This window comes from Mesorhizobium qingshengii (assembly GCF_027563465.1).
GTDB lineage: Bacteria > Pseudomonadota > Alphaproteobacteria > Rhizobiales > Rhizobiaceae > Mesorhizobium > Mesorhizobium qingshengii_A.
Genome location: NZ_JAPFQA010000002.1, coordinates 271,809 through 295,599, shown reverse-complemented (window position 1 = coordinate 295,599; position 23,791 = coordinate 271,809). Strand labels below are relative to the sequence as shown.

The following is a 23,791-nucleotide window of genomic DNA, read 5'->3' as shown; positions in this document are numbered from 1 at the left end:
CGCCGACCCTCCCCACGAGGGGGGAGGGTGAGGCGCCTCACAGCGCCTGCGTCGTGTAATCCCCCTCGGCCTCGTAGAGGCCGTCCTCGATCTTGGTCTTGTGGACGACCTTCAGCTTGCCGCCTTCGACCTTGGAGATGTTCTGGATGCCGAAACACTGGTGGATCTTGCCATTGAAGGTCTTTGGCCCCTGCGGATGCTCGGGCCCTTCGGCGAACTCGGTCAGTGCCTCCGTCGCCTCGACCAGCTTGGCGCGGTCTTCCGGTCCCTTGTAGCCGGCGTCCTCCATTGCCTTCTTGACGACATAGAGCGTCTCCCAGCAGCCGAACATGTGCGCGGCGGTGGAGACGTCCTTGGGGTCGCCGACGGCGGCGCCATTGTCGTCGATGCCGACGGCGGCGCGATAGGCTTTCTGCGCGGCGGAATCATCGGGCTGCGCATAGCGCGGCGAGCCTTCCCAGAAATGGCTGCCGTCGAGGAATTCGAGGCCGGGGCTGTTGATGTCGGTGGCCTCGAGCGAGTCGATGAAGCCGAACAGTTGCGGCCGGTTGGAGCCGTAGAACTCGCCGAGCTCCTTGACGAAGGTGAGCACCGCCGGACCGACCATGACGTGGTAGAGCACCTCGGTCTCGGCCGGAATCTGCGGGAAGTACTTGGTGAAGGAGGATTCCGTCGGCGGGATGGCGATCTGGGCGATGACGTCGGCGCCTTGCGCCTTCAGCGCCGGCGGCAGGTAGTCGCGATGGTCGTAGCCGAAGGCGAAATCCGGGAAGATCATGGTGACCTTCTTGCCGACATTGCCCGCGATCCACGGCGCCATCGCCTGGATCTGGCTCTTCACGTCGGTGATGCCGGGCTGGAAGACATAGCGGTTCAGCTTGGTCGAGGCGACATGGTGGCCTTCGCTGACGACAAAGTAGGGGATCTTGGCCTCGCCGGCGGCGGGCGCGGAGCCGATGACGACATGCGAGAACAGCGTTCCGAAGACGATGTCGGTCTTGTGCTGGGTGGCGAACTTGCCGACCACCTCGGCGCCACGGCCGGGATCGGTGCCGTCATCCTCGATGATCACCTCGACCTGGCGGCCATTGATACCGCCGGCTGCGTTGATCGCCTTGACCGCCGCGGCGGTGGTCTTCTCGTACCAGCGGCCATAGGCGGCGCCGATACCGGTGCGGTGCGACTGGAAGCCGATCTTGATCGGCGCCGAGCTCTGCGCCTGCGCGTAGCGGACGAAGCCCGGTGCGACGGCAAGGCCGGCGCCCGCGGCCAGCCCCTTCAGCGCCGTGCGGCGGGTAAGGGCAGTCTTGGAGAGGTCGAAAAATCCGTTCCTGTCAGCCATGTTCGTTCCCCTGTTTTTTCAGTCTTGACCAACGATAAATCGGCTTCGGCATCCTCGCTCGGAGGGTGCAAGAAATTGCATGTGTACAAACTAAATCACCAAAGCCTTGATGTGGCAAGCGAGCTTTCCCCAACGACATCGGGGCGCCCTTTTCTCATCCGGCGGTCGGCGTGGCAAGCAACCAGAGGCCGAAGACCGTATAGGCGATCATCAGCACGGTGAGCGGGAATTGGCTGAGTGCGGCGCGCGCTGGCATCGGATGCAACCGTCCGGCGAAACCGTGGGCGACGAGGACGGCGAGCACGTGGCCGAGGATGATGGCGCCGGCCTGGGCGTTCCACAGCCACCACGCGGAATCCGCGCCGGCAACGATGCCGGCTTCTATCTGCATGTCGGCGGTGCCGAACAGGTTCCAGCCCAGCGCGAACGGGTCGGACAGCGCCGCAAGCGCGTATTGGCCGTTGACGAGCAGCGCCGTCAGATAATGCGCGACATGATAGGCGAGTGCGATCGGCACGATCGACCACACCAGCAGGCCGGCGGCTTGGCCGAATGGTTGACCGCTGGCGGCAAGACGCTGGCCGAGCCAGACAGCAAGGATGAATACCGCCGCCAGCAGCACGAAGGTCAGGACAAGCCCGAAAGTGCCGCTCCCGATCAGGGCGGTGCGGCCGGGGAACTCGAGCGGATTGATGCCGAACAGGCCGAGCCAGAAAAAGGTCTTCGACAGGCCGTCGAAGGACACCGACGACAGGGCCAATAACAGAAAGGCGATGCCGCTGATCGGCAGCGGCTCGGCGGCGAGCAATTTGGCGCCCGGCCAGCACAGGCCGAGCCGGCCGGTTTCGTCGCGCTCGACGACGGCGAAGCGTGCCACCATCGAGAAGAAGACTGTCAGCAATTCGCCGCTGCGGCTCCAGTCGCGGTAGCCGAACGCCAGCATGGCGAGGAAGGTGAGCAGCCAGTAGAGGCCGGCGGTTGCGGCGAGCCGTAGCGGATCGTCGGGAGCCGGATCGATGAGTTCGAACCAGGCAAAGCCGAAAAACAAGATGACGGCTGGCCAGCGGCCGAGCCAGCGGGGAAGGCGCCATGCCCCTTCATCGCCTGCGCCGAACAGCCGTGAGACGACGCGCCACGGCCCATGCCACGGGTTCAGCCATGACCAGAGATCGCCGAAGACACCTTGCAGCAGCGTGGCACCGGCCCACAGCAGGGTCCAGATCACCAGCGGCAGCGGGTTGGAGAGCGGATCGCGGCTGCCGAGGACGCCAGCGGCGATCAAAATTACAAAGCCGGCAAAGGATATCAGGCTGACGGCGGCCCGGTCGCTGTCATCGAGCGCAAAAAGCGGCAGCCGGCGGCGCCAGAAACGCTCAAGCGAATCCGCCGGCAGCAACGCCAGAACGAGGAAGCTGACGGCCACGGCGAAGGCGCCGCCGACCAGATAATAGCCGGTGGGCAAGAGAAGGACATGGCCACGGTCGGACGCATGAGCGAAGGCGGGGGAGGGAAGGAATAGCGCGCAGACGAAGGCTATCTTTGAGAAGAATTGCCACTCACGGGGCGGGAGGGAATGCGACCGAGCGGTCATGGCATTCAATCCCGGCACCTCTCAAACCTTGACCAGTTGCTCCACGCGGTCCTTCTCACCGAAGATGCCGATATAGCGCTCGATCTCTTTTTCGTCGCCGGTCGCCTTGGCCGGATTGTCGGAAAGCTTGACCGCCGGCCGGCCATTGGCTTCGGTGACCTTGCAGACCAGCGATATGGCGTCCAGCCTGTTGGTCTCGGTCGGCGCGCAGCCTTCGAAATCGTTGGTCAGGTTGGTGCCCCAGCCGAAGGACATGCGAACCTTGCCCTTGAAATGGCGGTAGGTCTCCTCGATCGTTTCGACCTCGAGCCCGTCGGAGAAGATCAGCAGCTTTTGCCGGGGATCCTTGCCCTTCTCGCGCCACCAGGACAGGATCTTCTCGCCACCTTCGATCGGCGGCGCGCTGTCGGGGCGAAAACCGGTCCAGTCAGCCACCCAGTCCGGCGCATCGCGCAGGAAGGAGGCGGTGCCGAAGGCATCGGGCAGCACGATCAGCAGATTGCCGCCATAGTAGCGTTGCCAGTCCTGCAGCACCTTGTAGGGCGACTGTTTCAGCTCCTTCTCCGAATTGGCGAGCGCGGCAAACACCATCGGCAGTTCATGCGCATTGGTGCCGAGCGCTTCGAGGTCGTTGTCCATCGCCAGAAGCACGTTGGAGGTGCCGGTGAAAGCCTCGCCGATGCCTTCCTTCAGCGCCTCGACGCACCAGCGCTGCCACAGGAAGGAATGCCGCCGGCGGGTGCCGAAGTCCGAGATGCGGATGCCGGGCAGCGCCTTCAGCCGCTCGGTCTTGGCCCACATCTTGGCCTTGGCGCGGGCATACAGCACATCGAGCGCGAAGGGGCCGAAGGCCCGCATGGCCGCGCGAGATCGAAGTTCATTGATAATGGCCAGCGCCGGAATCTCCCACAGCGTGGTATACATCCACGGACCGCTGAAGGTGAGTTCGTACTGGCCGTCGCGCCTGCAGAGCTCGTATGCGGGCAGCCGGAAATTCTCCAGCCAGGCGAGGAACTCCGGTTCGAAGATCTGCTTGCGGCCATAGAAATTGTTGCCGCCGAGCCAGATCATTTCCTTCTTGGAGAAGCGCAGCGTGCGCGCGTGGTCGAGCTGTTCGCGCAGGTCGCCTTCATCGATCTCGTCCGCCAGCCGCACCGAAGTGGTGCGGTTGATCAGGGAGAAGGTGGCGTCGACCTTGGGGTACATGCCCCAGATCATCTGCAGCATCAAAAGCTTGTAGAAATCGGTGTCGAGCAGGCTGCGCACGATCGGGTCGAGCTTCCAGGTGTGGTTGTAGACGCGCCGTGCAATATCGGTCTTAGCCATATTTCAACACCGCCTTCGCTGCCTGCTGTCCACACCGCGACAGGCCTCATAGCATCGAATTGCCCAAAACGCTGCCCGGTTTCAGGCTGGCCCGACAAAAAGAAGAGCTTGCATCCGACCGAGAACCATCGGCGGCGGTCGCGAACCGCGGGTCTGTCAGCTCCCGGTTTTGGCGCCGATGACCCTGAGCGCCGGACGCTTCCGGCGGCTGACGATGCGGCCCGCCACCGGCGCGTCGGCGCGGCCGTCGTCCTGCGCCTTCTCGGCGAACAGCCAGTCGATGAACACCTGCACGATCGGCGTCGATCTCATCTCGTTGCGGCAGACGACGTAGAAATCGTCGACCGCCGGCACCGACAGGCTGAACGGCGCGACCAGCATGCCTCTGGCCAGCAGCGCGCTTGCCGTCACCGAATCGCCAAGCGCCACGCCATGGCCGTGGACCGCGGCCTCGGTCGCCATCCGGGCGTCGCCCAGGTGATGGCGGCGGCCGCGTTCCAGGTCCAGGGCATCGGCGGCGGCCAGCCAGGTGTGCCACTCACGGCCATCGTCGCCGTGCAGGAAGACATGGTCGGCGAGATCGCGCACGCTGCGGATAGGACGGTTGTTGATCAATGTCGGGCTGACCACGGGGAACAGTTCGAGGCCCGACCATTTGCGCATCCAGCAATCGGTCCAGCTGCCGTCGCCATAATGCACGCAGACATCGATATTAGGCGCGCGGAGATCCTTGGGATCGTTGGACGGGATAAGCGTCAGCTGGATGTCGGGATATTGCGCGGTGAAGCTGCCCAGCCGCGGCGTCATCCACAGCAACAGCAGCGCCGGCACGCAGGACACCGACAGCGCGCCGCTGCTCGCTGGCCTTGTCAGCCGCTGGGTGGCGGCGGCGATGCCGTCGAAGGCTGTCGATACGGCCGGCAGGAGTTCGGCGCCATGCGGGGTCAGCTTGACCCGCTGGCCGGCACGCTCGAACAGCTTGACGCCGAGCGACCGCTCCAGCGCCTTGATCTGGTGGCTGATGGCGCCGTGGGTGACATTCAGTTCGCTCGCCGCCTTGGTCAGCGAGCCATGGCGGGCCGTTGCCTCGAAGGCGCGCAACGGATTGAGGGGCGGCAGGCGCTTAGCCATCTGGCTCTCGATAGTTTGTGAGTTTTTCTCACAGAAAACACCCTAACAATATCAATTGATTTTTCAAAGGGGCTGCCCGACACTTTGCCCCGGGAACAGCATCAAGACGTCAGGTCAACAGGCGGCCGGCGCAACCATGGCGGGATCCGAAACGGGTCGAGCCACGCGTCGCCAAAGACCAGATCGCTCCAGTCAAGCAGGGAGAACCGGCATGGGTTACGATCGCGGCAAGCTCGACGCGTTGCGTCGCAAATATGGCGAGAGCCATGGCGGCGAGATGTTCGACCCGAAATTCCGCAAGGTCGCCGACAAGATATTTTCCAAGTCCGGCACAAGGCTGGCGCCCTATTCCGGCATCCCGACCTTCCTCGCCGCGCCATACCGCGAAATCGCGGCCGAGAACCCGGATTTCGGCGATCTGCAGGTGGCGATGATCGGCGTGCCGATGGATCTCGGCGTCACCAACCGGCCGGGCTCGCGCTTCGGGCCAAGGGCGTTGCGCGCCATCGAGCGCATCGGCCCCTACAATCATGTGCTGGAATGCGCCCCGACCCACGAGCTCAGGGTCGCCGATATCGGCGACACGCCTTTCCGCAGCCGCTACCGGCTGGAGATCAGCCATGAGGATATCGAGCGCCGCACCAACCAGATCGTCGACGCCGGCGTCATTCCGCTTTCGGTTGGCGGGGATCATTCGATCACCCACCCGATCCTGAAGGCCGTCGGCAAGAAGGCTCCGGTCGGCCTGATCCACATCGACGCCCATTGCGACACCAGCGGTCTTTTCGACATGACCAAGTTCCATCATGGCGGCCCGTTCCGCAACGCGGTGCTGGACGGCGTGCTCGATCCGACGCGCACCATCCAGATCGGCATCCGCGGCTCGGCCGAATATCTGTGGGAGTTCACCTACGAGTCCGGCATGACCGTGGTCCACGCCGAGGAGGTCACCGGCCTCGGCCTTCCCGCCATCATCGAGAAGGCGCGCAGAATAGTCGGCGACGGGCCGACCTATGTCTCCTTCGACATCGACAGTGTCGATCCGGCCTTCGCGCCCGGCACCGGCACGCCGGAAGTCGGCGGCCTGACGACACGGGAAGTTCTGGAACTGCTGCGCGGCCTGAAGGGCCTCAACATCGTCGGCGGCGACGTCGTCGAGGTAGCGCCGCAATATGACGCCACCACCAACACGGCGCATGCCGCGGCACAGGTGCTGTTCGAGATCCTGAGCCTGATGGTGTTCAGCCCGGCTGTCACCGGCAAGGCAGCCTGATCCTGACAAGGCAAAGGGCGGCCGCCGCGCTGGAGCCGGCGACCGCTTCAAACAGACAAAGCTTCCAGACAGGGGAATAACAATGACAATCCGCACGACACTCAAATCAACCATCGCCGCCGTCCTGGTGCTGGGCGCCGCAGGTCTCGGCTTCGCCACACAGGCCGCCAACGCCGACGCACTGGCCGACATCACCAAGGCCGGCACCATCAATGTCGGCGTCTTCGCCGATTTTCCGCCCTTCTCCTCGGCCAGCGCCGACATGAGCCTCAAGGGCTACGACATGGATGTCGCGCAGTACATTGCCGACACGCTCAAGGTGAAGCTCAATCCCGTCGCCGTCACCGGCCAGAACCGCATTCCTTATCTGAACGACCACCGCGTCGACATCCTGATGAGCGTCGGCTATTCGAAGGAGCGCGAACAGGTCATCGACTTCGCCGCTGCTTACGCGCCCTATTACATCGCGGTGATCGGCCCGGCGGCCCTGACGGTCAAAGGCAAGGAAGACCTTGCCGGCAAGTCGATCGCGGTCAATCGCGGCACGCTCGAGGACACTTCGCTCACCGAGGCGGCACCCGCCTCCGCCGACATCAAGCGCTTCGACAACTACAATTCGGTGATCCAGGCCTTCATTTCCGGCCAGACCCAGCTGATGGTCGTCGGCAACGATGTCGGCGCGCAGGTGCTGGCGAAGCAGGACCAGCTCAAGCCGGAGCAGAAGTTCCAGCTTCTGACCTCGCCCTCGCATATCGGTCTCAACAAGAATGAGGACAGCCTGAAGAAGGCGGTCAACGACGCCATCGCCAAGATGCTGGCGGACGGCAAGCTGGACGAAAGCTCGAAAGCCTGGCTGAAGACGCCGCTCAATCCCGACAACCTCAAGGATTGAGTTTCCGTGGCCTTTGCCTGGCTTCCAGGTGCTGCCGGCGACATCGCGCGCGGGGCGGCCACGACGATCCTGTTGATCGCCGTGACCACCCTGGCGGGAACGTTCCTCAGCATCCTGGGCGCAGCGGGTCGCCGAAACGGCCCCGTACTGCTCAAGCGGGCGATCGCCATCTATGTCGAGATTGTCCGCAACACTCCATTCCTGGTGCAGCTGTTCTTCATCTTCTTCGGGCTGCCCAGCCTCGGCATAAGGCTCGACCCGATGCTGGCCGCCATGCTGGCGATGACGCTGAACATGGCGGCCTACACCATCGAGATCGTTGGCGCCGGGCTTGACGCCGTCCCTGTCGGGCAGACGGAAGCGGCCCTGTCGCTTGGGCTGCGGCCACGCCAGGTGTTCATCAAGATCGTGCTGCCGCAGGCGCTAAAGGTGATCTTTCCCGCGCTCACCAGCCAGATCGTCATCATGATGCTGGAATCCGCCGTGGTGTCGCAGATCGCCGTGCGCGAGCTGACCTACGAGGCGGATATGCTGCAGGCGCGCACCTTCCGCTCCTTCGAGACCTATCTTGTCGTGACGATCGTCTATCTCGTCCTGTCGATGGCCTTGCGCCGGCTGCTGGTTTCGGGTGGGCGCCGCGCCCTGGGGGCTGGCGTGTCATGATCGAGTTCACCTTCTGGGACATCGTTCGCAACCTGCTGCTTGCCGCCCGCTGGACGGTGCTGTTGTCGCTGGCCGCCTTCATCGGCGGCGGTATCGTCGGCATGATCGTCTTGTTCTTCAGGATCGCCAAGAACACATGGAGCCGGCGCCTCGCCTCCGGCTACATCGCGCTGTTCCAGGGAACGCCGCTGTTGATGCAGCTGTTCCTGATGTTCTTCGGCCTGCCGATGCTCGGCCTGCGCATCGAGCCATGGACGGCGGCGGTGCTCGGCCTCACCTTTTTCGCCAGCGCCTATCTCGCCGAAATCTGGCGCTCCGGCGTCGACGCGCTGCCAGCGGGCCAATGGGACGCCGGCGCCAGCCTCGGCCTGCACTATCTGCAGGAGCTCAGGCTGATCATCCTGCCGCAGGCGTTTTCGATCACCCGCGCGCCAACCGTCGGCTTCCTGGTGCAGCTCATCAAATCGACGGCGCTCACCTCGATCATCGGCTTCGAGGAGCTGGTGCGGACCTCCAACGCCATCAACAACGCGACCTTCGAACCGTTCAAGGTCTACGGGCTGGTGGCGTTGATTTTCTTCGCCATGTGCTTTCCCCTGACGCAATACGCGCGTTCGCTCGAGAAGCGCGCCGCCCATTGAATGGAGAGCACGTCGCGTTGACCAACATCGACGGGACCAAAAACCGGAGAGCGCTCGAATGCCTCTTTTGGATCATCGATGACGGCGGGTGCGTCAGCTTTGACATTCCGTCAGGTAGATCCACCACCGGCGCGTTGCTGCAAACCACAAGTGCGAAGTATCCAGCGCTTACCGTCCGAATAGAGGCTAATCATGGAAAGCGGGGGGGTGTCGATTTTCCAGCATGACGTTAGCGGCGCCGCCAATATGTGGATCATGGCTGTCCGCACCACCGCTGGGTGGGTGACCGCTATCAGCTGTCCGCTTGCTGACCGCATTGCATCCAGGAATCCCGCGGTTCGGGTGGCAACCTCTGTCAGTGATTCACCACCTCCGGGACTATAGGCCGGATCGGCTCGCCATGCGGCAAGTGCGCCAGGCTGCTCTGCCTCAATCGTCTCTGGCATCTTGCCTTCCCAGACGCCGTAGTTCTGGTCTCGAAGGCTGTCATGCGTCGCTGCATGAAGCCCCAACAAATGAGCTGTCTCCCGCGCACGCAGCGATGGAGCCACGAACACGCGATCTGTCTTTGAAAGATGCTGTCCAAGCGCGCGCGCCAGCTCGATCGAGCGCTTTTCCAGTGGCTCGTCGAGCGGAAATCCCGCCTTGCGCATCCGGTGCGTGATGCCGCTGCAAACCAGCGTCAAGCGCGTCGCTTTCATCCTGTCCACGTCTGCGTTCGATGATCCCTGTCTCAGGCGGCGAAAGCCTGCGGCAACAGCCTACCTGTTGATAATTGTTTTCCTCACTGCCGCGGCGACCGAACACTTCGGGTCCACGAAGTTGCCCAGTCGCACGATGCCGCATTGGCTGAGCAGCATGTAAGCGTCCCATTTTTCGAAGGCGAACTCCGCGACCATCCAGCGGATCAATTCGCGGTAAGCGATGCGTGTTGCGTCCTCAAGGGGTCTGGCGCTGCCGATCGCCATGATGAGATCGGCGGTCTCAAGCCGCGGCCAGTCGATTGTCCAGCCCTTGATCAGATCGACACGGATAGTGACGGTCGCTGAATACTCAACCGCCACACCGCAGACCTCGCCGTCGCCCTGGCAGGCATGCGCGTCGCCAATGAAGACGCGTGCGCCGGGCGAGCGAACGGGCAAATAGGTCACGCTGCCAGGTCCCATATCCGGCAGGTCCATGTTGCCGCCATGGTTGTCAGGCGTCAGCGAGTTGATCGAATCGATCTCGGGCGAGCAGCTTAGTGTCCCGATATGTGGTTTATAAGGAAGTGTGACGCGATCGCTCCAGTAGACGTTCTTGTCATCGAGGTTGATCTTGCGAACCACCTCGGGAAGTGGCTCGTTGAGCATGGCGGTGTATGTCGTACCGGTTAGTCCACCAAACTCCTCGATCATGCAGCAAGTGCCGCGCGGATTTTCGCCGCGGGGCACCATTGACTCGATGTAGACCGCAACGGTGTCGCCCTTCTCCGCCCCTTCGACCATGATCGGTCCGTTCTGAGGATTGAGAAACGGCATTCGCAAAAGTTGCGAAGGCTTGTCGGATTCGTGCCGAATGGCGCCTTCGAAGGCGTCTCGCGTTTCGACGACTATCCTGTCGCCAGGGGAAATCTTGAGGACCGGCTCCGAATACGGACCCATCGTATAGTGAAAAGTCCCTTGTCTTTCTTCGGTCAGGTGGTGCGTGTGTCGCCCTGAACCCCGACCTACCCCGCGCATCGCCATGATCGAGCCCTCCACCCATTTATGTGTGAAGGGGACCGCATGATCCAACTTTTTCATGATCGTTTCCTCCAAGAGTCAAGTCCGCGCGAGCGCCGCTTTCCACGGACGATCGCACAGCGCTGTGCGTGTTGAGTTCGAGATTTGGCTTCAGTCTCTGCCGCTTATTTGCGCGCAAGAGATCTGCTGAGTTCCGGAATTGTCGACAAGAAGTTATCTGCGTGTGCCTCGAGTTCCTGGCAGCACGCTTCGACGGAGATACGCCGGCGCATGCTCTCGTCCCGGAGCAGGTGGAATGCCGCGTCGTCATCGATGCCCAGCACACTCATGATGCGCAGGATCGTGTGAACCACCAGCGGGCGGCATCGAAGCCGCTCGCGCAAATCGGCCACTTCTCGCTGAAGGTCCGCTCTGTCCGTATGATTGTGGAAGGCCGTGACAAGCGCCTGAAACACCCCTTTCGACCCTATGGGCGTTGTGAGGTAGGCGCTCGGATGCTGGCTTATCGCCCAGGCAAGCCGGCCCGGGGTCTCTGATCCAATGATCGCAATCAGCGGAATCGGAGCCTGGGTCCATGGGAACATGCCGTCGAATCCATTGTCGACATCGAAGAACACGATGTCGACCGGGCTGAAATCCTTCGCCCGCGGTGGCCATTGGCATATGGCATCTATGTTGAACCTGCGGAGTTGGCTCAGCAGGGAATCCACGTTGCCGTCCGCTTTATGGACGATCAGCGCTGTTTTGTTGCTGAAGTTCGGGATCGCCTTGGTCACGACACAACCCTCAATTTCGGCTGTCGACTGTGATCGGCCGGCTGGATCTGGTCGCGGGCCGCGTCCAGCATGAAAGCGGCGCCCTTCAGGGAAGCGAGAAACGGATCGGGCTTAATCGGCTTTTGCGCGGCCGCAACGACGGCAAATTCCGCACCGGCGCTCGATACGCCGATGCGCGGCGTCAGGTAAGAATGGTTGTTTTCCGTGTCGATGCGAATCCGCCCCTGCGGCGCATCGTAAACACAGTCGCCGAGCACAGCGAGTATGTCGGATGCCTTCGTCGAGGCTGCAGACCGAAGCGCGAGCGCCAGCATGTGAACGGAATTGTACGAAGCTTCCGCGTCGGCCGACGTCACCTTCTGCGGACCGAAACGCGTTCTGTAATTTTTGACAAAGGCATGATTCTGCGGATTGTCCAGCGACTGGAAGTAGACGCTGGAGGTGATGTGGCCGAGCGCTGCCGGATCACCGATGTTGCGAAGTTCCGGTTCGGAGAGTGTGCAACTGGCTATGGGAATGGAAACGTCGTCTGCGGATTGCGTACCCAGTCCCGCCTCGCGAAAAGCACGCAGAAAGGCGTAACTGGATTCCCCGATGAGCGTGTTGAAGACGAAGTCGGGCCTCAACAAACGAATTTCCTCGACAAGACCGGTGACCTCGGTCGATCCGACCGCCAAGTAGCGCTCCGCGAGCATCTCGCCGCCGAAATTCTCGACGATTTCGCGCATGACTCGGTTGCTCTCCCACGGCCAGATATAGTCGGATCCGCAACAGTAGACGCGAGCGCCGAACCTCGAGGCCATATATTGTGCCAGGGGCACTATGTGCTGGTTCGGCGACGCTCCGAGATAGACGACATTGTCGCTGCTTTCGAAGCCTTCATAGTGCGATGGATACCAAAGCAACGCGTCGTATTTCTCAACGACGGGCACGATCGCCTTGCGGCTGGAAGAGGTGTAGCAGCCGATGATGTGCGCAACACCGGAGTTGATGATGAGATCCCGGCATATCGAAGCGTATTCAGACGTTTCGCCTCCTGGATTTCGAACAAGCGGTACCAGCTCGAAATCGAAGTCCGGCGCTCTGTTGACTTCGTCGATGGCAAGCAAGGTTCCATTGAGCATCGCCTCGCCCACCGTGGCGTAAGGCCCGGTCGTGGAAAAAAGCACGCCGATCGGTATTTTCGCTTTTCCGCCCAATGTAGCTCAGCCCAAAAAAAAGCCCTGAAGCCTAGGAAGGCGTCAGGGCTTCGTTGCCACGAAGGATCGTCGCGATCCCTCAATTTCTGGTTCAAACCGGCTTGCCGGCAAATCCAATGCTGAATCGTCCGCCATATGCGCAAAAATGTCAAATTCTATTTCCGCCGGCTTGCCACGGCGCTATGCTTATCGACTAAGTATCTGTTTTTGTTTGGTAAAATTTAAGACGTTCGTCGACCTGGCGAATTTTGCGAATTTTGCATGAATGATGGTTGACAAAAAAAAATTACTCAGCGACGCTAAATAGGAACAGAAAAGCGAGCGCCCTGAAGAGGCGCGACATGAACAGATAAAGCTCGTGAAAATGCGAGCTTATGGCGATGAGGCCCGCTCACCGGTGACGGTGGCGGGCCTTTTTAGTTCTGAAAAAGACAATGGGGAACCGACAATGAAACCTATCACCGCCACAGCTCTAAGCGTTGGCATCCTCGGGGCGATCTGCACCTGGGCATTTCTCTCAATCGGCACGCTTCTGGTTTGGGCCGCCTTCGTCGCCTGGGCCTGCTTTTTCCAATCAGGCGGCGATGAAGCCGCGCTCAAGAGCACGATCATTTCCAACATCTTCGGCTGCTTTATGGGTTGGCTTGGGGCAGTCATGATTCTCGGCCTCCCCATCGGCAATTTCGTCGGTCCGCAGATCTGGCCTGCCATCGTCGTTTTCATCACCGTCGTAATCTACATTCTGGCATCGCAGATCCCGGCCCTGGCCTCCGTGCCAGGAACGACGTTTGGCTATGCCTGCACGTTTGCGTTTCTGCTGCAGACGCCCGACCGGCTCGCCCTGGCGAAGCTACTTTCGGCATCTTTCGAGAATTCGTTAGTTGTGGTTCCGGCATCGATGGTTGGCGGCGCCCTGTTCGGGTTTGCATCGGCCAAGCTCGCGGCAGCCTTGACCAAGCCGACCTTGGCCGTTGCCTGACCGCCGATCGGCGCGTGCGACAGGCCCGCTCAATAGAATTCTTCAGACCCCATCAATGAGGCAAGTCATGAAACACGATAACCACAGTCACGCCAACGTCCTCATCCCCGAGGTCGGCCTGCGTGTAAAAGCGTTGGAATCACTTCTCGCCGAGAAGAAGGCCATCGATCCTGCGGCACTCGATTTGATCATCGAGACGTTCGAGACGCAGATGGGTCCAAAGAACGGCGCAAAGGTCGTCGCCAAGGCATGGACCGATCCCAAATACAGGAAATGGTTGCTGGAGGACGGTACCGCCGCGATCAAGAGCCTCGGCTATATCGGCATCCAGGGCGAGAACATGGTCGCCCTGGAGAACACGCCTTCGGTCCACAACGTCGTCGTTTGCACCCTCTGCTCCTGCTATCCTTGGCCGACGCTAGGCTTGCCTCCCGTCTGGTTCAAGTCGGCGCCTTACCGGGCAAGGGTGGTGATCGAGCCTCGGAGCGTCTTGAAGGAATTCGGCCTTGATGTCGCCGACGATGTCGAGGTCCGTGTCTGGGACAGCACCGCCGAGCTTCGCTACCTGGTGATTCCGGTGCGCCCCGCGGGCACTGAAAACCTAAACGAACAGGAACTGGCAGCTCTCGTCACCCGGGATTCCATGATCCGAACTGGCGTGGCGCAATCACCTTCGCACTAGGCTCTGGCAAAGGATCAAACCATGAATGGAATTCACGACGTGGGCGGCAAGCACGGCTTCGGCCCGGTGCTGGTTGAACAAAACGAACCCTATTTCCATGAGGAATGGGAGGGGCGGATGCTGTCGATGATGATCGCCTGCTTTGCCGCCGGCATCTACAATGTGGATCAGTTCCGGCATCCGATCGAGAAGATGGATCCGCGCCACTATCTGATGTCGAGCTATTACGAAAAGTGGCTGTGCACCGTCGAACAAAATTGCATCGATGCCGGCATCGTGACTCGCGAAGAAGTCGATGCTCGCCACGCCCAGCTCATGAAAGGAAAAGCAGCATGAATATGCTCACCACCGCTATGGTGCCGACGGTTCTGGCCACCGGCGATCCGGCGCGCGTCGATGTCGAGATAGCGCCGAAGTTCAAGGCCGGGGACAAGGTTACGGTCGTCAACCTGAACAAGGTCGATCACAACCGCCTGCCGGCCTATATCAAGGGCAAGGTTGGCACCGTCACCTTCGATCACGGCGTATTCGTGTTCCCCGACACCAGCGCCCACCGCAAAGGACCCAAGCCCCAGCACGTCTACACCGTCGTGTTCAACGCTCGCGACTTGTGGGGCGAGGCCGGTCATCCGCGGGACCGGATGTATGTCGACGCATGGGACGACTACCTGGAGCACGCTCGCTAGCGCGCCGCACCGGCTCGTCCATCCAAACAGCTTCGATAAGGACTTTTCCGATGACCCAGAATACCAATATCGACGAGCTTCCCGGTCTTCCCCACAACGAAGCCGGCCCGCTGTTTGCCGAGCCCTGGCAACTCACCGCCTTCGGAATCGTGCTGGCGCTTCACCGCAACGGCTATTTCCAGTGGCGGGAGTGGGTAAACTACATCAGCGCCGAAATCGAACTCGGCAAGACCTATGGCCTCGATCCGCAAAACCACAATGGGATCTATTACCATCAATGGCTTGCCGCTCTTGAGAAACTCGTGACCGACAAGAAGCTTTCAAGCTTCGACGAGTTGATGGCCCGGAAGGAGCAGTGGCGCCACGCCGACGAGCATCGTGGCTTTGGCGAGCCGCTCAGCCTTGACCGTCATCATCATCCGCACGGTGATCATCACCATCACGTCCATGCTCACGATCACGATCATAGCTGCCGCGCACCAGCCACACGGCTGGCGTGACGTATGCACCAATCATCGTAGGCGTTGCCGCTATCGCAACGTGTGGTGGCGGCGAACAAAAGTGCCGTTGCCACGTCAATCCAGGAACACTCTTAAGGAGAACATTCATGTCCGAAATCGCTCTCAAGCCCATTGCACTTCCGGCTCCCATCCCGGTTCGCGAGCTTCTGCCATGGGCAGTCTTTGGCGGGCTGATGCTGATGCTGATGATTTATTTCGTCGGTGCCGAGGAAGGTGCGACGTCGTTGATCCGCAGCATGTATGTGCACGAATTTGTTCACGACGGCCGTCACCTGCTCGGCTTCCCCTGTCACTAGGAAAGGATCAGCACCATGGTTGGCAGTCTTTTGCTGCGCGGCATGCTGGTAGGGATCATCGCCGGTCTCCTGGCCTTCGGTTTCGCCAGGGTCTTTGGCGAACCTCAGGTCGATCGTGCCATCGCTTTTGAGGAACAACAGGCTCAGGCCGCGGGCGAAGCACCGGAACCCGAGCTTGTCAGTCGCGCCACGCAAGCCGGACTAGGCCTGCTGACCGGCATTCTCGTTTACGGCGCGTCCATAGGCGGGTTGTTCGCGCTGGTCTTCTCTTATGTCCAAGGGCGAGTCAGCGGCTTTGGCCCGCGCGGCACGGCAGTGCTCATCGCGCTGGCCGGCTTTGTCGCGATCATCCTGGTGCCTGAGTTCAAGTATCCGGCTAGTCCGCCTTCCGTGGGTAACCCCGAGACGATCGAGGCGCGAACCGGGCTGTTCTTCGTGATGCTGGTCATGTCGGTCGCCACAGCGGTCGCCTCAATCGGCCTCGCCAAGCGTCTTATGCCGCAACATGGCGCGTGGAACGCCTGGATAGCAGGCGGTACAGCCTATGTGGTGGTGATGGCGGTCGCGCACTATGCGCTGCCGCCGGTCAACGAAGTTCCGGAGCAGTTTTCTGCCGTCGTGCTGTGGAATTTCCGCGTCGCGTCCCTGGGCATTCAGGCAGTGCTTTGGACTGCGATCGGATTGATGTTCGGCGCAGTCGCCGAGCGTAAGCTTGTCGAACGGCGCGGCCGCCAGTCCGTAGTGCGCGCCGCGAGCCACTAGACTGGGTCGTTTTGCAACCTCGCGGTGTATCGCTATGTCTATCCGCCCGCCGCATTGTGTTTTTGCCTGCGCCTGGTTTCTCTATTCGCAGGTTCGACACAGGCGCATCGTCAGTCGGCGGACATGAGAAGAACAGCCGCTTTCCGCGATCAGGTCCCGAAGGCGGACAATCGGCTCGCCCATTTCGGTCTTTAATGCCACTCGCTTCGGCGACCGCTTCTGGCGCAAAGCAGACGTTTCAGGGGCCGACATAAGGGCTCCGTTCAATGAGCCGCAATGTTAGGACACGACGGCCGCCGAACCGGCGGCCGTCTGCGTTCAATGCCCGAAGGCGAGCGGCGGCGCGATACGGTCGCGCCGCAGCCAGCGCACCAGAAGCAGGGCCGCCACCACCGCCAGCCCCGACGACAGGCCGATCCAGATGCCGACGCCATGCAGGCCGAAATGGAAGGCGAGCAGCACGCCGAGCGGCAGGCCGACACCCCAATAGCCGATCGCGGCGTAGATCATCGGCACCTTGGTGTCGTGCAGGCCGCGCAGCATGCCGGCGGCGACCGCTTGCGCGCCGTCGAAGACCTGGAACAGCGCGGCGAAGGCCAGGAACGACACGGCAAGCGCGATCACCCTGGCATTGGCCGGGTTGCCCAGGTCGATGAAGGCGCTGATCAAGAGATGCGGCCACAGGATCATCACCAGCCCCATCAGCGCCATGAACGAGACACCGATGACGAAGGCGGTCCAGCCGGCGCGGGAAACGCCTTCCGGGTTGCCGGCGCCATGGGCAAGACCGACGCGCACCGTCACCGCTTGGTTGAGACCGAGCGGCACCATGAAGCTGATCGAGGCGATCTGGATGGCGATCGCGTGCGCGGCCAGCGAATCCGCGTCGATCAGGCCCATCAGCAGCGCCGCCGCGTTGAAGATCGTCACCTCGAAGGCGAGGATGCCGGCGATCGGCAGGCCGAGCCGCAACAGACCCTTGAAGCGCGGCCAGTCGGCGCGCCAGAAACGCCCGAACAGATGGTAGCGGCGGAACTTCTTCTCCAGCATCACCACGACAGCCATGCCGATGAACATCAGCGTGCTGGACAGCGTGGTGGCGAGACCGGAGCCGGCGATGCCCATCGGTTCGACACCGAGATTGCCGAACATGAACACCCAGTTGAAGAACACGTTGCAGGCAACGGCGACGAAGACGATGACCAGCGCCCAGCCCGGCCGCTCCAGCGCCGAGATGAACGAGCGCAGCACGATATAGAAGTAGAAGGGCAGCACCGCCCATTCGAGGTAGCGCAGATAGATGCCGGCCTGACGCGCCAGCGCCGGCTCCTGGCCCATGGCCAGCAGAATGGCCTCGCCATGCCAAAGCACGATCCAGATCGGGATGCAGATAAGGATCGCCAGCCACAGGCCCTGGCGCACCGTGCGGCGCAGGTCGCGCACCGAATGACGGCGGCGTCCGAGTTCGGTGGCGATCATCGGCGAGGTCGCCAGCATCAGGCCGAGGCCGAAGATCAGCGGCATGAAATAGAGGTTGGCGCCGAGCGCGCCGCTGGCCAGCGTATCCGGCCCGAGACGACCCATCATCATGACGTCGGTGGCCGTCATCGCGGTCTGGCCGAGATTGGTCAGCACCATTGGCCAGGCGAGCGCCAGCGTTGCCCTGATTTCCTGACGCCAAAGATTTTCCGGCGCGCGCGCGCCGGCTTCGATCGCAGACATTTTCCGCTCTTTCCAGTTGCGGCACGTCGGGATCGAGCCGGAAGCCGCATGTCAAACGGCAAAACCTTCGGTTTCGCGGCGTTTGCGTCAGCTTTTGTACGAAACGCGACATGAAGGCAAGAGAGGAGGCGGCGAGAACAGATTGAGCCAGCCTGGGGAGATTGGAGCCGGCGATTGCCGCTCACAGCGCCGAAACCCCACTCACTGCGCGAACTGATGCCCATTTCACATGCGGGCAATCGGCTGCTACGGATTGCATGGACGAGTGAGGGTGCCACCACGGATCCCGGATTTGCCAGGAGGTAGGATGCAGTTCAGGCGCAGAAAGAACCCGGCCGCGATCCCGCGGACAGCACCGTCCTTCGAGCACATCGTTACCGAGGCGAGCGACAGTTTCCTGTGGCGGCTCGACGACTATCCCTGGGAGCGCAATGTCTGGAACTTTCATCCGGAATACGAAATCCATCTGCTCAGGAAATCCTCCGGCGTGGTTCTGGTTGGCGATCACATTGGCGAGTTCGGGCCTGGCTACCTGACCATCGTCGGCGGCGGCCTGCCGCATGATTGGGTGACGGCGGTGCAGCCGGGCGAGCTGATCGAAGGCCGCGACATCGTCCTGCAATTCGATGCGCAGAGGCTGCGCGGCTCGGCGGGCCTGTTGCCCGAACTGCGCGAACTGGAGCCGTTCCTCGAACGGTCGCTGCGCGGCATGGTCTTTCACGGTCGCACGGCGCTGGAGGGCGCCGAACTGATGGAGCGGATGGGAACGGTGAATGGGCTCGCCCGCCTCTGCCTGTTCCTCGAACTGGTCGACCTCCTGGCCAGGACCGACGAGTACGAACTCTTGTCTTCGCCGGATTTCTCGCCGGTTCTCGATGCCGCGTCGCTCGACATCATCCAGCGCACGCTGACCTATCTGTTCCAGCATTTCGCCGAGGATCTGAAGCTGCCCGACGTGGCCGAACTCGCGGGAATGACGGAGAGCACATTTTCGCGCTTCTTCCAGAAGAACACCGGCAACAGCTTCAGCGACCACCTCGCCAAGCTGAGACTCTGGCAGGCCTGCAAGCTCTTGGCGGACACCGATATTCCGATCACCGACATCTGTTTCCAGGTCGGCTATATGAACATCTCGAACTTCAACCGCGCCTTCATGCGAAAGCATAAGTTGACGCCGTCGTCCTACCGCCGGCTGTCGCGGCAGCGGCTGACAATGCGCGCATAAGCGCACTCCAACATCACCGCTCCGGGCGCCATCGATACTCGTGTGACGAACGTTCTTAACGAATGCCGGTTTTTGCGCTGCACAATGCATGAAAGTACAGGTCGGCTGCAACGGGGCTTCTAGCATGGCCCGCGGCAACTCCGCATTTTGGCGATGGGTGGCATGTCACTCGGGCGATGGTGAGGATCGCATAACCCGACGACGTCCGCTTCCTGCGAAGTGTTCCTGGAGGAGAAAAGATCATGAAACCAGTTCGGCTTGCTGCCAGCCTTGGCGCAGCTTTTATGCTTTCCGCTACCGTTTCCACCATCGCCTTGGCGCAGGCGCCGGTCTGCTCGGCGCCGGTCAAGGTGCTGGCGCAGCCACGTGACGGCCTGACACTTCTGGAGGACTCCAAGGCTGAGTTCCAGAAGCTCTCCGGCGCCAGCTTCCAGATCGATTATCTCAACGAGAACGACCGCCGGGCAAAGTCGCGCGCCGATGCGTCCACCGTCGGCAACTACAACGTCTACTATGTCGACGAGGCCAACGTCGCTTTGTTTGCCTCGTCGAAATGGATCGTGCCGCTGACCGATTATTATCCGGCAGACTACGACTACGCCGATTTCGATCCGGGCCGCCAGAAAGTCGCCACCTATGACGGCAAGGTCTGGTTCGCGCCGCTGACCGGCGGCGGCGACTTGATGGTCTACCGCAAGGACGTGCTCGAGGCCGCCGGCATCCAGCCGCCCAAGACGCTGGACGAGTTGATCGCCGACGTGCCGAAGCTGACCAATCCTGACAAGGGCATGTATGGCATCGCGCTGCGAGGAGCACGCGGTTCGGGCGCCAATGTCTGGCGCTGGATGCCGTTCTTCAAGGCTTATGGCGGCCAATGGTTCGATGGCGACAAGCCGGTCTTCAATTCGGACGCCGCCGTCAAGGCGACCGAAACCTACCTGAAGCTGTTCAAGGATTCCGCACCCGGCACGCAGACCGGCAGCTGGGATGAATCGACCGGCGCCTTCCTGTCGGGCCAGGTCGCCATCCTTGTCGAATCGACGCCGCTGTCGGGCATGTCTGTCGACCCGAAGACCTCGCAAGTGGTCGGCAAGGTCGGCTTCCTGCCGCCGCCGGCGCCGCTGACCGGCGGCGGCTACGGCCATGGCCTTGCCATCGCGGCGAAGGCCAATGCCGACGACGCTTCGAAGAAATGCGCCGGACTGTTCATCGCCTGGGCGACATCGAAGGAAAACGAGAAGCGCCGGCTTGATGCCCACCAATTCGGCGAACTGAACCGCACCAGCATCCTGTCCAGCAAGGAATTCGCCGATATCTACGGCGCCGATCTCGGACAGGCGCTGGCCGAAACGGGTAAGGTCACGGCGGTCAACTTCTGGCAGGACCCGCGCTGGCCGGATCTCGGCGACCGTTGGGGCATCATCCTCGAGGAGCTGGTCACCGGCACCCGCACCGACATCAAGGGCGGCCTCAACGAGCTTGAAGCCTATGCCAACGAACTGGTGAAGAAATAAAGGGTCCTCCCTCTGCGGCGCGCGGTCCACGGCATTCGAGCGAATGCCGGGGCCTGCGCGCCGCGGGATTCCCGCCCAGCTGCTGAACTGTTGCCGGATAGATACCAATGGCCCGACGCTCATCCTTGCCGGTCACCTTCATCGTTCCGACGCTTGCCATCCTGCTGGTGCTGTCGATGGTGCCGACTCTCTACGCCATCGTCATCGCCTTGCAGAACCGTGAGCTCTCCTCGACAGCCTATTCCTATGTCTGGTTCTCGAACTTCTACGACCTGTTCTTCGACCGGCGTTTTCTCAACGCCGTCTGGGTGTCGGTGAAGTGGGAGATCGTCACCGTCGCGGCGACAATGGCCGTTGCGATCGGGCTGGGCGTGCTGATGTTCGAGGTCGCGTCGCCGCGCCTGCGCAACATCTACTGCCTGCTGTTCATCATCCCGGTGCTGCTGCCACGTGTCTCGGCGGCCTTCGTGTGGAAGTTCGCCTACCATCCGCTCTACGGCATCGCCACTTACCCCTATCGGCTGCTGACCGGCGGGCTGATCTTCGACCCGCTGTCCAAGCCGGCGACAGCCTTGTTTGCCGTCGCGTCGGTCGATGTCTGGCAGTGGGGCCTGTTCTTCGCCGTCATCGTGCTGAAGCTTTTGGAAACGCTGCCGCCGCAGCCGATCGAGGCGGCACGGCTGGACCATGCCAAGCGCTGGCAGATCCACGCCTATGTCACCCTGCCAATGCTGAAGGCACCGCTGATCAGCCTGATGTTCGTCAAGATGATCGAGTCGCTGCGTTCCTTCGATCTGATCTATGTGATGACGCGTGGCGGACCAGGCGTGGCGACCGAAACGCTCGACATGTACGCCTTCTCGCAAGGCTTCATCGAGTCGGGCAAGGTGTCCTATGCCTCGGCGATGGCCGTGCTGATGATGATCGCCACCGTCATCACCTTCACCATGCTGTGGAAGCGGGTGCAGGCATGAGGCCGGGCCGCCTGATCGGCAAGACCGTGCTGGCCCTTGCCGGCTTCATGGCAGTGTTTCCACTGCTGTGGACAGCGCTCAATTCGCTCAAGAACAATGTCGACATCATCACCCGCGTGCCGCGCCTGGTATTCACCCCGACACTGGCCAATATCAGCTACATCATCGGCCGCGACAGCGTCATGATCGGCCTCTACAACTCGGTCATCGCCTGCGGCGTCGCGGTGCTGATCGGCGTGGTGCTTGGCTTGCCTGCCGCCTATTCGGTCGCGCGCTATCCCAACCGCTGGGCCGGTGACATCCAGTTCTTCGTGTTGTCGCTGCGCTTTCTGCCACCGGTGGCGGTGGCCATCCCGCTGATGGTGATCTGGCTGCAACTCGGGCTCTACGACACGCTGGCCGCGCTGATCGTCACCTATTCGCTGCTGACCATCTCGGTGATCATGTGGCTGGCCATTCCCGCTTTCCAGGCCGTGCCGAAGGAGGTCGAGGAAGCCGCCTTCGTCGATGGCTACGGCGCCTACTCGGTGTTCTGGCGGATCGCGCTGCCGGTCGCGGCGCGCTCGCTGACCGGCGCGGTCGCCTTCAGCTTCGTGCTGGTCTGGAACGAGTTCCTGATCGCGCTGATGCTGTCCAGCTCCAACGCCAAGACCTTGCCGATCGTCGCCTCGGAATTGTCCCAGCAAGGCATGAACGTGCCGTGGGGCATCCTCAACGCCTCGGTCGTGCTCTTGTCGCTGCCGCCGTTGCTGTTTCTCGGCGTGCTCAGCGGCTTCCTGAATTCCGTTTTCCGGCAGAAAAAGACTTGAAGCGAGGACGATACGATGCGGGCATTGGTGCTTGAGAAAAAGGGCGAGCTGGCCCTGCGCGAGATTGCGTTGCCGCTCGACGTCGGGCCGGACGACGTCAAAATAGCCATCCACACGGTCGGCGTCTGTGGCAGCGACGTGCACTACTACACCCACGGCGCCATCGGCAGCTACGTCGTGCGTGCGCCGATGGTGCTCGGCCATGAAGCGTCCGGAACGATCGTCGAAATTGGCGCCAATGTCCGAACGCTGAAGGTCGGTGATCGCGTCTGCATGGAGCCGGGCGTGCCGAACCTGTCGTCGCGGGCAACAAAACTTGGCATCTACAATGTCGACCCGGATGTGAGCTTCTGGGCGACACCGCCGGTGCACGGCATTCTGGCGCCTGAAGCTGTTCATCCGGCCGCGTTCACCTACAGGCTGCCGGACAACGTTTCCTTCGCCGAAGGGGCGATGGTCGAGCCCTTTGCCATCGGCATGCAGGCGGCCGCCCGCGCGCGCATCGTTCCTGGCGACGTGGCGGTTGTCATCGGCTGCGGCCCGATCGGCATCATGATCGCGCTTGCCGCGCTTGCCGGCGGTTGTTCGAAGGTGCTGATTTCCGACTTCTCCGCCCCCAAGCTCGAAATTGCGGCCCGGTATCCGGGCATCGTCCCGGTCAACATCGGGGAGCTGTCGCTGGCCGATGCGGTGGCGGTGGCGACCGACAATTGGGGAGCCGACATTGTCTTCGAGGCCAGCGGTAGCCCGAAGGCATTCGCCAATCTGTTCGATGTCGTGCGCCCCGGCGGCGCAGTGGTCCTGGTCGGATTGCCGGTGGAGCCGGTGTCGCTCAACGTGCCGGCGGCCATATCGAAGGAAGTGCGCATCGAGACGGTGTTCCGCTACGCCAACATTTTCGACCGCGCCTTGCAGCTCATCGCGTCAGGCAAGGTCGACCTCAATCCGCTGATCACCGGCACCTATGATTTCGCCGACAGCATCGAGGCGTTCGAGCGGGCGGCTGCGGGCCACCCGGAAGACGTCAAGCTGCAGATCCTGATTTCGAGCGAGAAGGGCTGAC

Annotated in this window: 25 protein-coding genes; 16 read left to right on the top strand and 9 right to left on the bottom strand. The window is 61.9% G+C overall.

All coding sequences use genetic code 11. The features are described from left to right. Window positions 1–37 precede the first annotated feature (37 nt). The 4 genes from OOJ09_RS06010 to gcvA all read right to left on the bottom strand — a co-directional run bounded on the left by OOJ09_RS06010 (window position 38) and on the right by gcvA (window position 5,390). The gene (locus OOJ09_RS06010; RefSeq protein ID WP_269904314.1) at window positions 38–1,342 is read right to left on the bottom strand and encodes an ABC transporter substrate-binding protein; all 1,305 of its coding nucleotides are present in this window, start codon (window positions 1,340–1,342) and stop codon (window positions 38–40) included. Between the two features lie 154 nt (window positions 1,343–1,496). Further along, entirely contained in the window at window positions 1,497–2,933 is a 1,437-nt protein-coding gene (locus tag OOJ09_RS06005) for a hypothetical protein (RefSeq protein ID WP_269904313.1), read from the bottom strand. A 21-nt stretch (window positions 2,934–2,954) separates the two neighbouring features. Further along, window positions 2,955–4,259, bottom strand: a complete 1,305-nt coding sequence (gene pncB / locus OOJ09_RS06000) for a nicotinate phosphoribosyltransferase (protein WP_269904312.1) — start codon at window positions 4,257–4,259, stop codon at window positions 2,955–2,957. Window positions 4,260–4,415: 156 nt separating this feature from the next. Then, window positions 4,416–5,390 (bottom strand): transcriptional regulator GcvA, encoded by a 975-nt coding sequence (gene gcvA, locus OOJ09_RS05995; RefSeq protein ID WP_269904311.1) that lies wholly within the window; start codon window positions 5,388–5,390, stop codon window positions 4,416–4,418. A gap of 211 nt (window positions 5,391–5,601) precedes the next feature. On the opposite strand from gcvA, the gene speB reads away from it, so the two are divergent. The 4 genes from speB to OOJ09_RS05975 all read left to right on the top strand — a co-directional run bounded on the left by speB (window position 5,602) and on the right by OOJ09_RS05975 (window position 8,859). Further along, window positions 5,602–6,663 (top strand): agmatinase, encoded by a 1,062-nt coding sequence (gene speB, locus OOJ09_RS05990; protein WP_269904310.1) that lies wholly within the window; start codon window positions 5,602–5,604, stop codon window positions 6,661–6,663. Window positions 6,664–6,745: 82 nt separating this feature from the next. Next, window positions 6,746–7,555 carry a transporter substrate-binding domain-containing protein gene (locus tag OOJ09_RS05985; RefSeq protein ID WP_091575679.1) on the top strand — a complete coding sequence of 270 codons (810 nt, stop codon included), beginning with the start codon at window positions 6,746–6,748 and terminating at the stop codon, window positions 7,553–7,555. Between the two features lie 6 nt (window positions 7,556–7,561). Beyond that, the gene (locus OOJ09_RS05980) at window positions 7,562–8,218 is read left to right on the top strand and encodes an amino acid ABC transporter permease (RefSeq protein ID WP_269904309.1); all 657 of its coding nucleotides are present in this window, start codon (window positions 7,562–7,564) and stop codon (window positions 8,216–8,218) included. Beyond that, window positions 8,215–8,859 carry an amino acid ABC transporter permease gene (locus tag OOJ09_RS05975; RefSeq protein WP_269904308.1) on the top strand — a complete coding sequence of 215 codons (645 nt, stop codon included), beginning with the start codon at window positions 8,215–8,217 and terminating at the stop codon, window positions 8,857–8,859. The genes OOJ09_RS05980 and OOJ09_RS05975 overlap by 4 nt, the downstream gene beginning before the upstream one ends. Window positions 8,860–8,969: 110 nt before the next feature. On the opposite strand, the gene OOJ09_RS05970 is transcribed toward OOJ09_RS05975, so the two are convergent. The 4 genes from OOJ09_RS05970 to OOJ09_RS05955 all read right to left on the bottom strand — a co-directional run bounded on the left by OOJ09_RS05970 (window position 8,970) and on the right by OOJ09_RS05955 (window position 12,558). Beyond that, complete coding sequence (locus OOJ09_RS05970; protein ID WP_269904307.1) at window positions 8,970–9,560, bottom strand: histidine phosphatase family protein; 591 nt, start codon at window positions 9,558–9,560, stop codon at window positions 8,970–8,972. A gap of 60 nt (window positions 9,561–9,620) precedes the next feature. Next, window positions 9,621–10,643, bottom strand: a complete 1,023-nt coding sequence (locus tag OOJ09_RS05965) for an acetamidase/formamidase family protein (RefSeq protein WP_269904306.1) — start codon at window positions 10,641–10,643, stop codon at window positions 9,621–9,623. 104 nt (window positions 10,644–10,747) lie between these two features. Continuing rightward, window positions 10,748–11,359, bottom strand: coding sequence for an ANTAR domain-containing response regulator (locus OOJ09_RS05960; protein WP_269904305.1), 612 nt, complete (start codon window positions 11,357–11,359; stop codon window positions 10,748–10,750). Then, complete coding sequence (locus OOJ09_RS05955) at window positions 11,356–12,558, bottom strand: transporter substrate-binding domain-containing protein (protein WP_269904304.1); 1,203 nt, start codon at window positions 12,556–12,558, stop codon at window positions 11,356–11,358. The genes OOJ09_RS05960 and OOJ09_RS05955 overlap by 4 nt, the downstream gene beginning before the upstream one ends. Before the next feature lie 448 nt (window positions 12,559–13,006). Between OOJ09_RS05955 and OOJ09_RS05950 the strand changes: the two genes are divergently transcribed. The 7 genes from OOJ09_RS05950 to OOJ09_RS05920 all read left to right on the top strand — a co-directional run bounded on the left by OOJ09_RS05950 (window position 13,007) and on the right by OOJ09_RS05920 (window position 16,484). Next, a complete protein-coding gene (locus OOJ09_RS05950) occupies window positions 13,007–13,537 on the top strand; it encodes a DUF1097 domain-containing protein (RefSeq protein ID WP_269904303.1) in 531 nt (176 codons plus the stop codon). A gap of 67 nt (window positions 13,538–13,604) precedes the next feature. Next, a complete protein-coding gene (gene nthA / locus OOJ09_RS05945) occupies window positions 13,605–14,219 on the top strand; it encodes a nitrile hydratase subunit alpha (RefSeq protein ID WP_269904302.1) in 615 nt (204 codons plus the stop codon). A gap of 21 nt (window positions 14,220–14,240) precedes the next feature. Then, window positions 14,241–14,555: an SH3-like domain-containing protein gene (locus tag OOJ09_RS05940; RefSeq protein ID WP_269904301.1), complete on the top strand. Its 315-nt coding sequence runs from the start codon at window positions 14,241–14,243 to the stop codon at window positions 14,553–14,555. Continuing rightward, window positions 14,552–14,905, top strand: a complete 354-nt coding sequence (locus OOJ09_RS05935) for an SH3-like domain-containing protein (protein WP_269904300.1) — start codon at window positions 14,552–14,554, stop codon at window positions 14,903–14,905. Before OOJ09_RS05940 ends, OOJ09_RS05935 begins: the two co-directional genes overlap by 4 nt. 50 nt (window positions 14,906–14,955) lie before the next feature. Continuing rightward, the gene (locus OOJ09_RS05930; RefSeq protein WP_269904299.1) at window positions 14,956–15,405 is read left to right on the top strand and encodes a nitrile hydratase accessory protein; all 450 of its coding nucleotides are present in this window, start codon (window positions 14,956–14,958) and stop codon (window positions 15,403–15,405) included. A gap of 107 nt (window positions 15,406–15,512) precedes the next feature. After that, the gene (locus OOJ09_RS05925) at window positions 15,513–15,722 is read left to right on the top strand and encodes a CbtB domain-containing protein (RefSeq protein ID WP_269904298.1); all 210 of its coding nucleotides are present in this window, start codon (window positions 15,513–15,515) and stop codon (window positions 15,720–15,722) included. A gap of 15 nt (window positions 15,723–15,737) precedes the next feature. After that, window positions 15,738–16,484 carry a CbtA family protein gene (locus OOJ09_RS05920; RefSeq protein WP_269904297.1) on the top strand — a complete coding sequence of 249 codons (747 nt, stop codon included), beginning with the start codon at window positions 15,738–15,740 and terminating at the stop codon, window positions 16,482–16,484. Between the two features lie 318 nt (window positions 16,485–16,802). Here the strand turns inward: OOJ09_RS05920 and OOJ09_RS05915 are convergent, their stop codons facing one another. Next, window positions 16,803–18,206, bottom strand: coding sequence for an MATE family efflux transporter (locus OOJ09_RS05915; RefSeq protein WP_269904296.1), 1,404 nt, complete (start codon window positions 18,204–18,206; stop codon window positions 16,803–16,805). 307 nt (window positions 18,207–18,513) lie between these two features. Here OOJ09_RS05915 and OOJ09_RS05910 point away from each other — a divergent pair, with 307 nt between their 5' ends. The 5 genes from OOJ09_RS05910 to OOJ09_RS05890 all read left to right on the top strand — a co-directional run bounded on the left by OOJ09_RS05910 (window position 18,514) and on the right by OOJ09_RS05890 (window position 23,790). Next, window positions 18,514–19,431 (top strand): AraC family transcriptional regulator, encoded by a 918-nt coding sequence (locus tag OOJ09_RS05910; RefSeq protein WP_269904295.1) that lies wholly within the window; start codon window positions 18,514–18,516, stop codon window positions 19,429–19,431. A gap of 242 nt (window positions 19,432–19,673) precedes the next feature. After that, window positions 19,674–20,945, top strand: coding sequence for an ABC transporter substrate-binding protein (locus OOJ09_RS05905; protein ID WP_269904294.1), 1,272 nt, complete (start codon window positions 19,674–19,676; stop codon window positions 20,943–20,945). Window positions 20,946–21,052: 107 nt separating this feature from the next. Next, complete coding sequence (locus tag OOJ09_RS05900) at window positions 21,053–21,919, top strand: carbohydrate ABC transporter permease (RefSeq protein ID WP_269904293.1); 867 nt, start codon at window positions 21,053–21,055, stop codon at window positions 21,917–21,919. Then, window positions 21,916–22,728: a carbohydrate ABC transporter permease gene (locus OOJ09_RS05895; RefSeq protein WP_269904292.1), complete on the top strand. Its 813-nt coding sequence runs from the start codon at window positions 21,916–21,918 to the stop codon at window positions 22,726–22,728. The genes OOJ09_RS05900 and OOJ09_RS05895 overlap by 4 nt, the downstream gene beginning before the upstream one ends. Window positions 22,729–22,743: 15 nt before the next feature. Then, window positions 22,744–23,790 carry an NAD(P)-dependent alcohol dehydrogenase gene (locus OOJ09_RS05890; protein ID WP_269904291.1) on the top strand — a complete coding sequence of 349 codons (1,047 nt, stop codon included), beginning with the start codon at window positions 22,744–22,746 and terminating at the stop codon, window positions 23,788–23,790. Window position 23,791 lies beyond the last annotated feature (1 nt).

Bases quoted from the DNA above. Each gene is read 5' to 3' on its own strand.
- OOJ09_RS05970 (WP_269904307.1), bottom strand. From the start codon at position 9,560: ATGAAAGCGACGCGCTTGACGCTGGTTTGCAGCGGCATCACGCACCGG.
- OOJ09_RS06010 (WP_269904314.1), bottom strand. From the start codon at position 1,342: ATGGCTGACAGGAACGGATTTTTCGACCTCTCCAAGACTGCCCTTACC.
- OOJ09_RS05925 (WP_269904298.1), top strand. From the start codon at position 15,513: ATGTCCGAAATCGCTCTCAAGCCCATTGCACTTCCGGCTCCCATCCCG.
- OOJ09_RS05890 (WP_269904291.1), top strand. From the start codon at position 22,744: ATGCGGGCATTGGTGCTTGAGAAAAAGGGCGAGCTGGCCCTGCGCGAG.
- OOJ09_RS05910 (WP_269904295.1), top strand. From the start codon at position 18,514: ATGCAGTTCAGGCGCAGAAAGAACCCGGCCGCGATCCCGCGGACAGCA.
- OOJ09_RS05935 (WP_269904300.1), top strand. From the start codon at position 14,552: ATGAATATGCTCACCACCGCTATGGTGCCGACGGTTCTGGCCACCGGC.
- OOJ09_RS05895 (WP_269904292.1), top strand. From the start codon at position 21,916: ATGAGGCCGGGCCGCCTGATCGGCAAGACCGTGCTGGCCCTTGCCGGC.
- OOJ09_RS06005 (WP_269904313.1), bottom strand. From the start codon at position 2,933: ATGACCGCTCGGTCGCATTCCCTCCCGCCCCGTGAGTGGCAATTCTTC.
- OOJ09_RS05920 (WP_269904297.1), top strand. From the start codon at position 15,738: ATGGTTGGCAGTCTTTTGCTGCGCGGCATGCTGGTAGGGATCATCGCC.
- OOJ09_RS05905 (WP_269904294.1), top strand. From the start codon at position 19,674: ATGAAACCAGTTCGGCTTGCTGCCAGCCTTGGCGCAGCTTTTATGCTT.
- OOJ09_RS05900 (WP_269904293.1), top strand. From the start codon at position 21,053: ATGGCCCGACGCTCATCCTTGCCGGTCACCTTCATCGTTCCGACGCTT.
- pncB (WP_269904312.1), bottom strand. From the start codon at position 4,259: ATGGCTAAGACCGATATTGCACGGCGCGTCTACAACCACACCTGGAAG.
- OOJ09_RS05975 (WP_269904308.1), top strand. From the start codon at position 8,215: ATGATCGAGTTCACCTTCTGGGACATCGTTCGCAACCTGCTGCTTGCC.
- OOJ09_RS05930 (WP_269904299.1), top strand. From the start codon at position 14,956: ATGACCCAGAATACCAATATCGACGAGCTTCCCGGTCTTCCCCACAAC.
- OOJ09_RS05950 (WP_269904303.1), top strand. From the start codon at position 13,007: ATGAAACCTATCACCGCCACAGCTCTAAGCGTTGGCATCCTCGGGGCG.
- OOJ09_RS05940 (WP_269904301.1), top strand. From the start codon at position 14,241: ATGAATGGAATTCACGACGTGGGCGGCAAGCACGGCTTCGGCCCGGTG.
- OOJ09_RS05915 (WP_269904296.1), bottom strand. From the start codon at position 18,206: ATGTCTGCGATCGAAGCCGGCGCGCGCGCGCCGGAAAATCTTTGGCGT.
- speB (WP_269904310.1), top strand. From the start codon at position 5,602: ATGGGTTACGATCGCGGCAAGCTCGACGCGTTGCGTCGCAAATATGGC.
- gcvA (WP_269904311.1), bottom strand. From the start codon at position 5,390: ATGGCTAAGCGCCTGCCGCCCCTCAATCCGTTGCGCGCCTTCGAGGCA.
- nthA (WP_269904302.1), top strand. From the start codon at position 13,605: ATGAAACACGATAACCACAGTCACGCCAACGTCCTCATCCCCGAGGTC.
- OOJ09_RS05965 (WP_269904306.1), bottom strand. From the start codon at position 10,643: ATGAAAAAGTTGGATCATGCGGTCCCCTTCACACATAAATGGGTGGAG.
- OOJ09_RS05985 (WP_091575679.1), top strand. From the start codon at position 6,746: ATGACAATCCGCACGACACTCAAATCAACCATCGCCGCCGTCCTGGTG.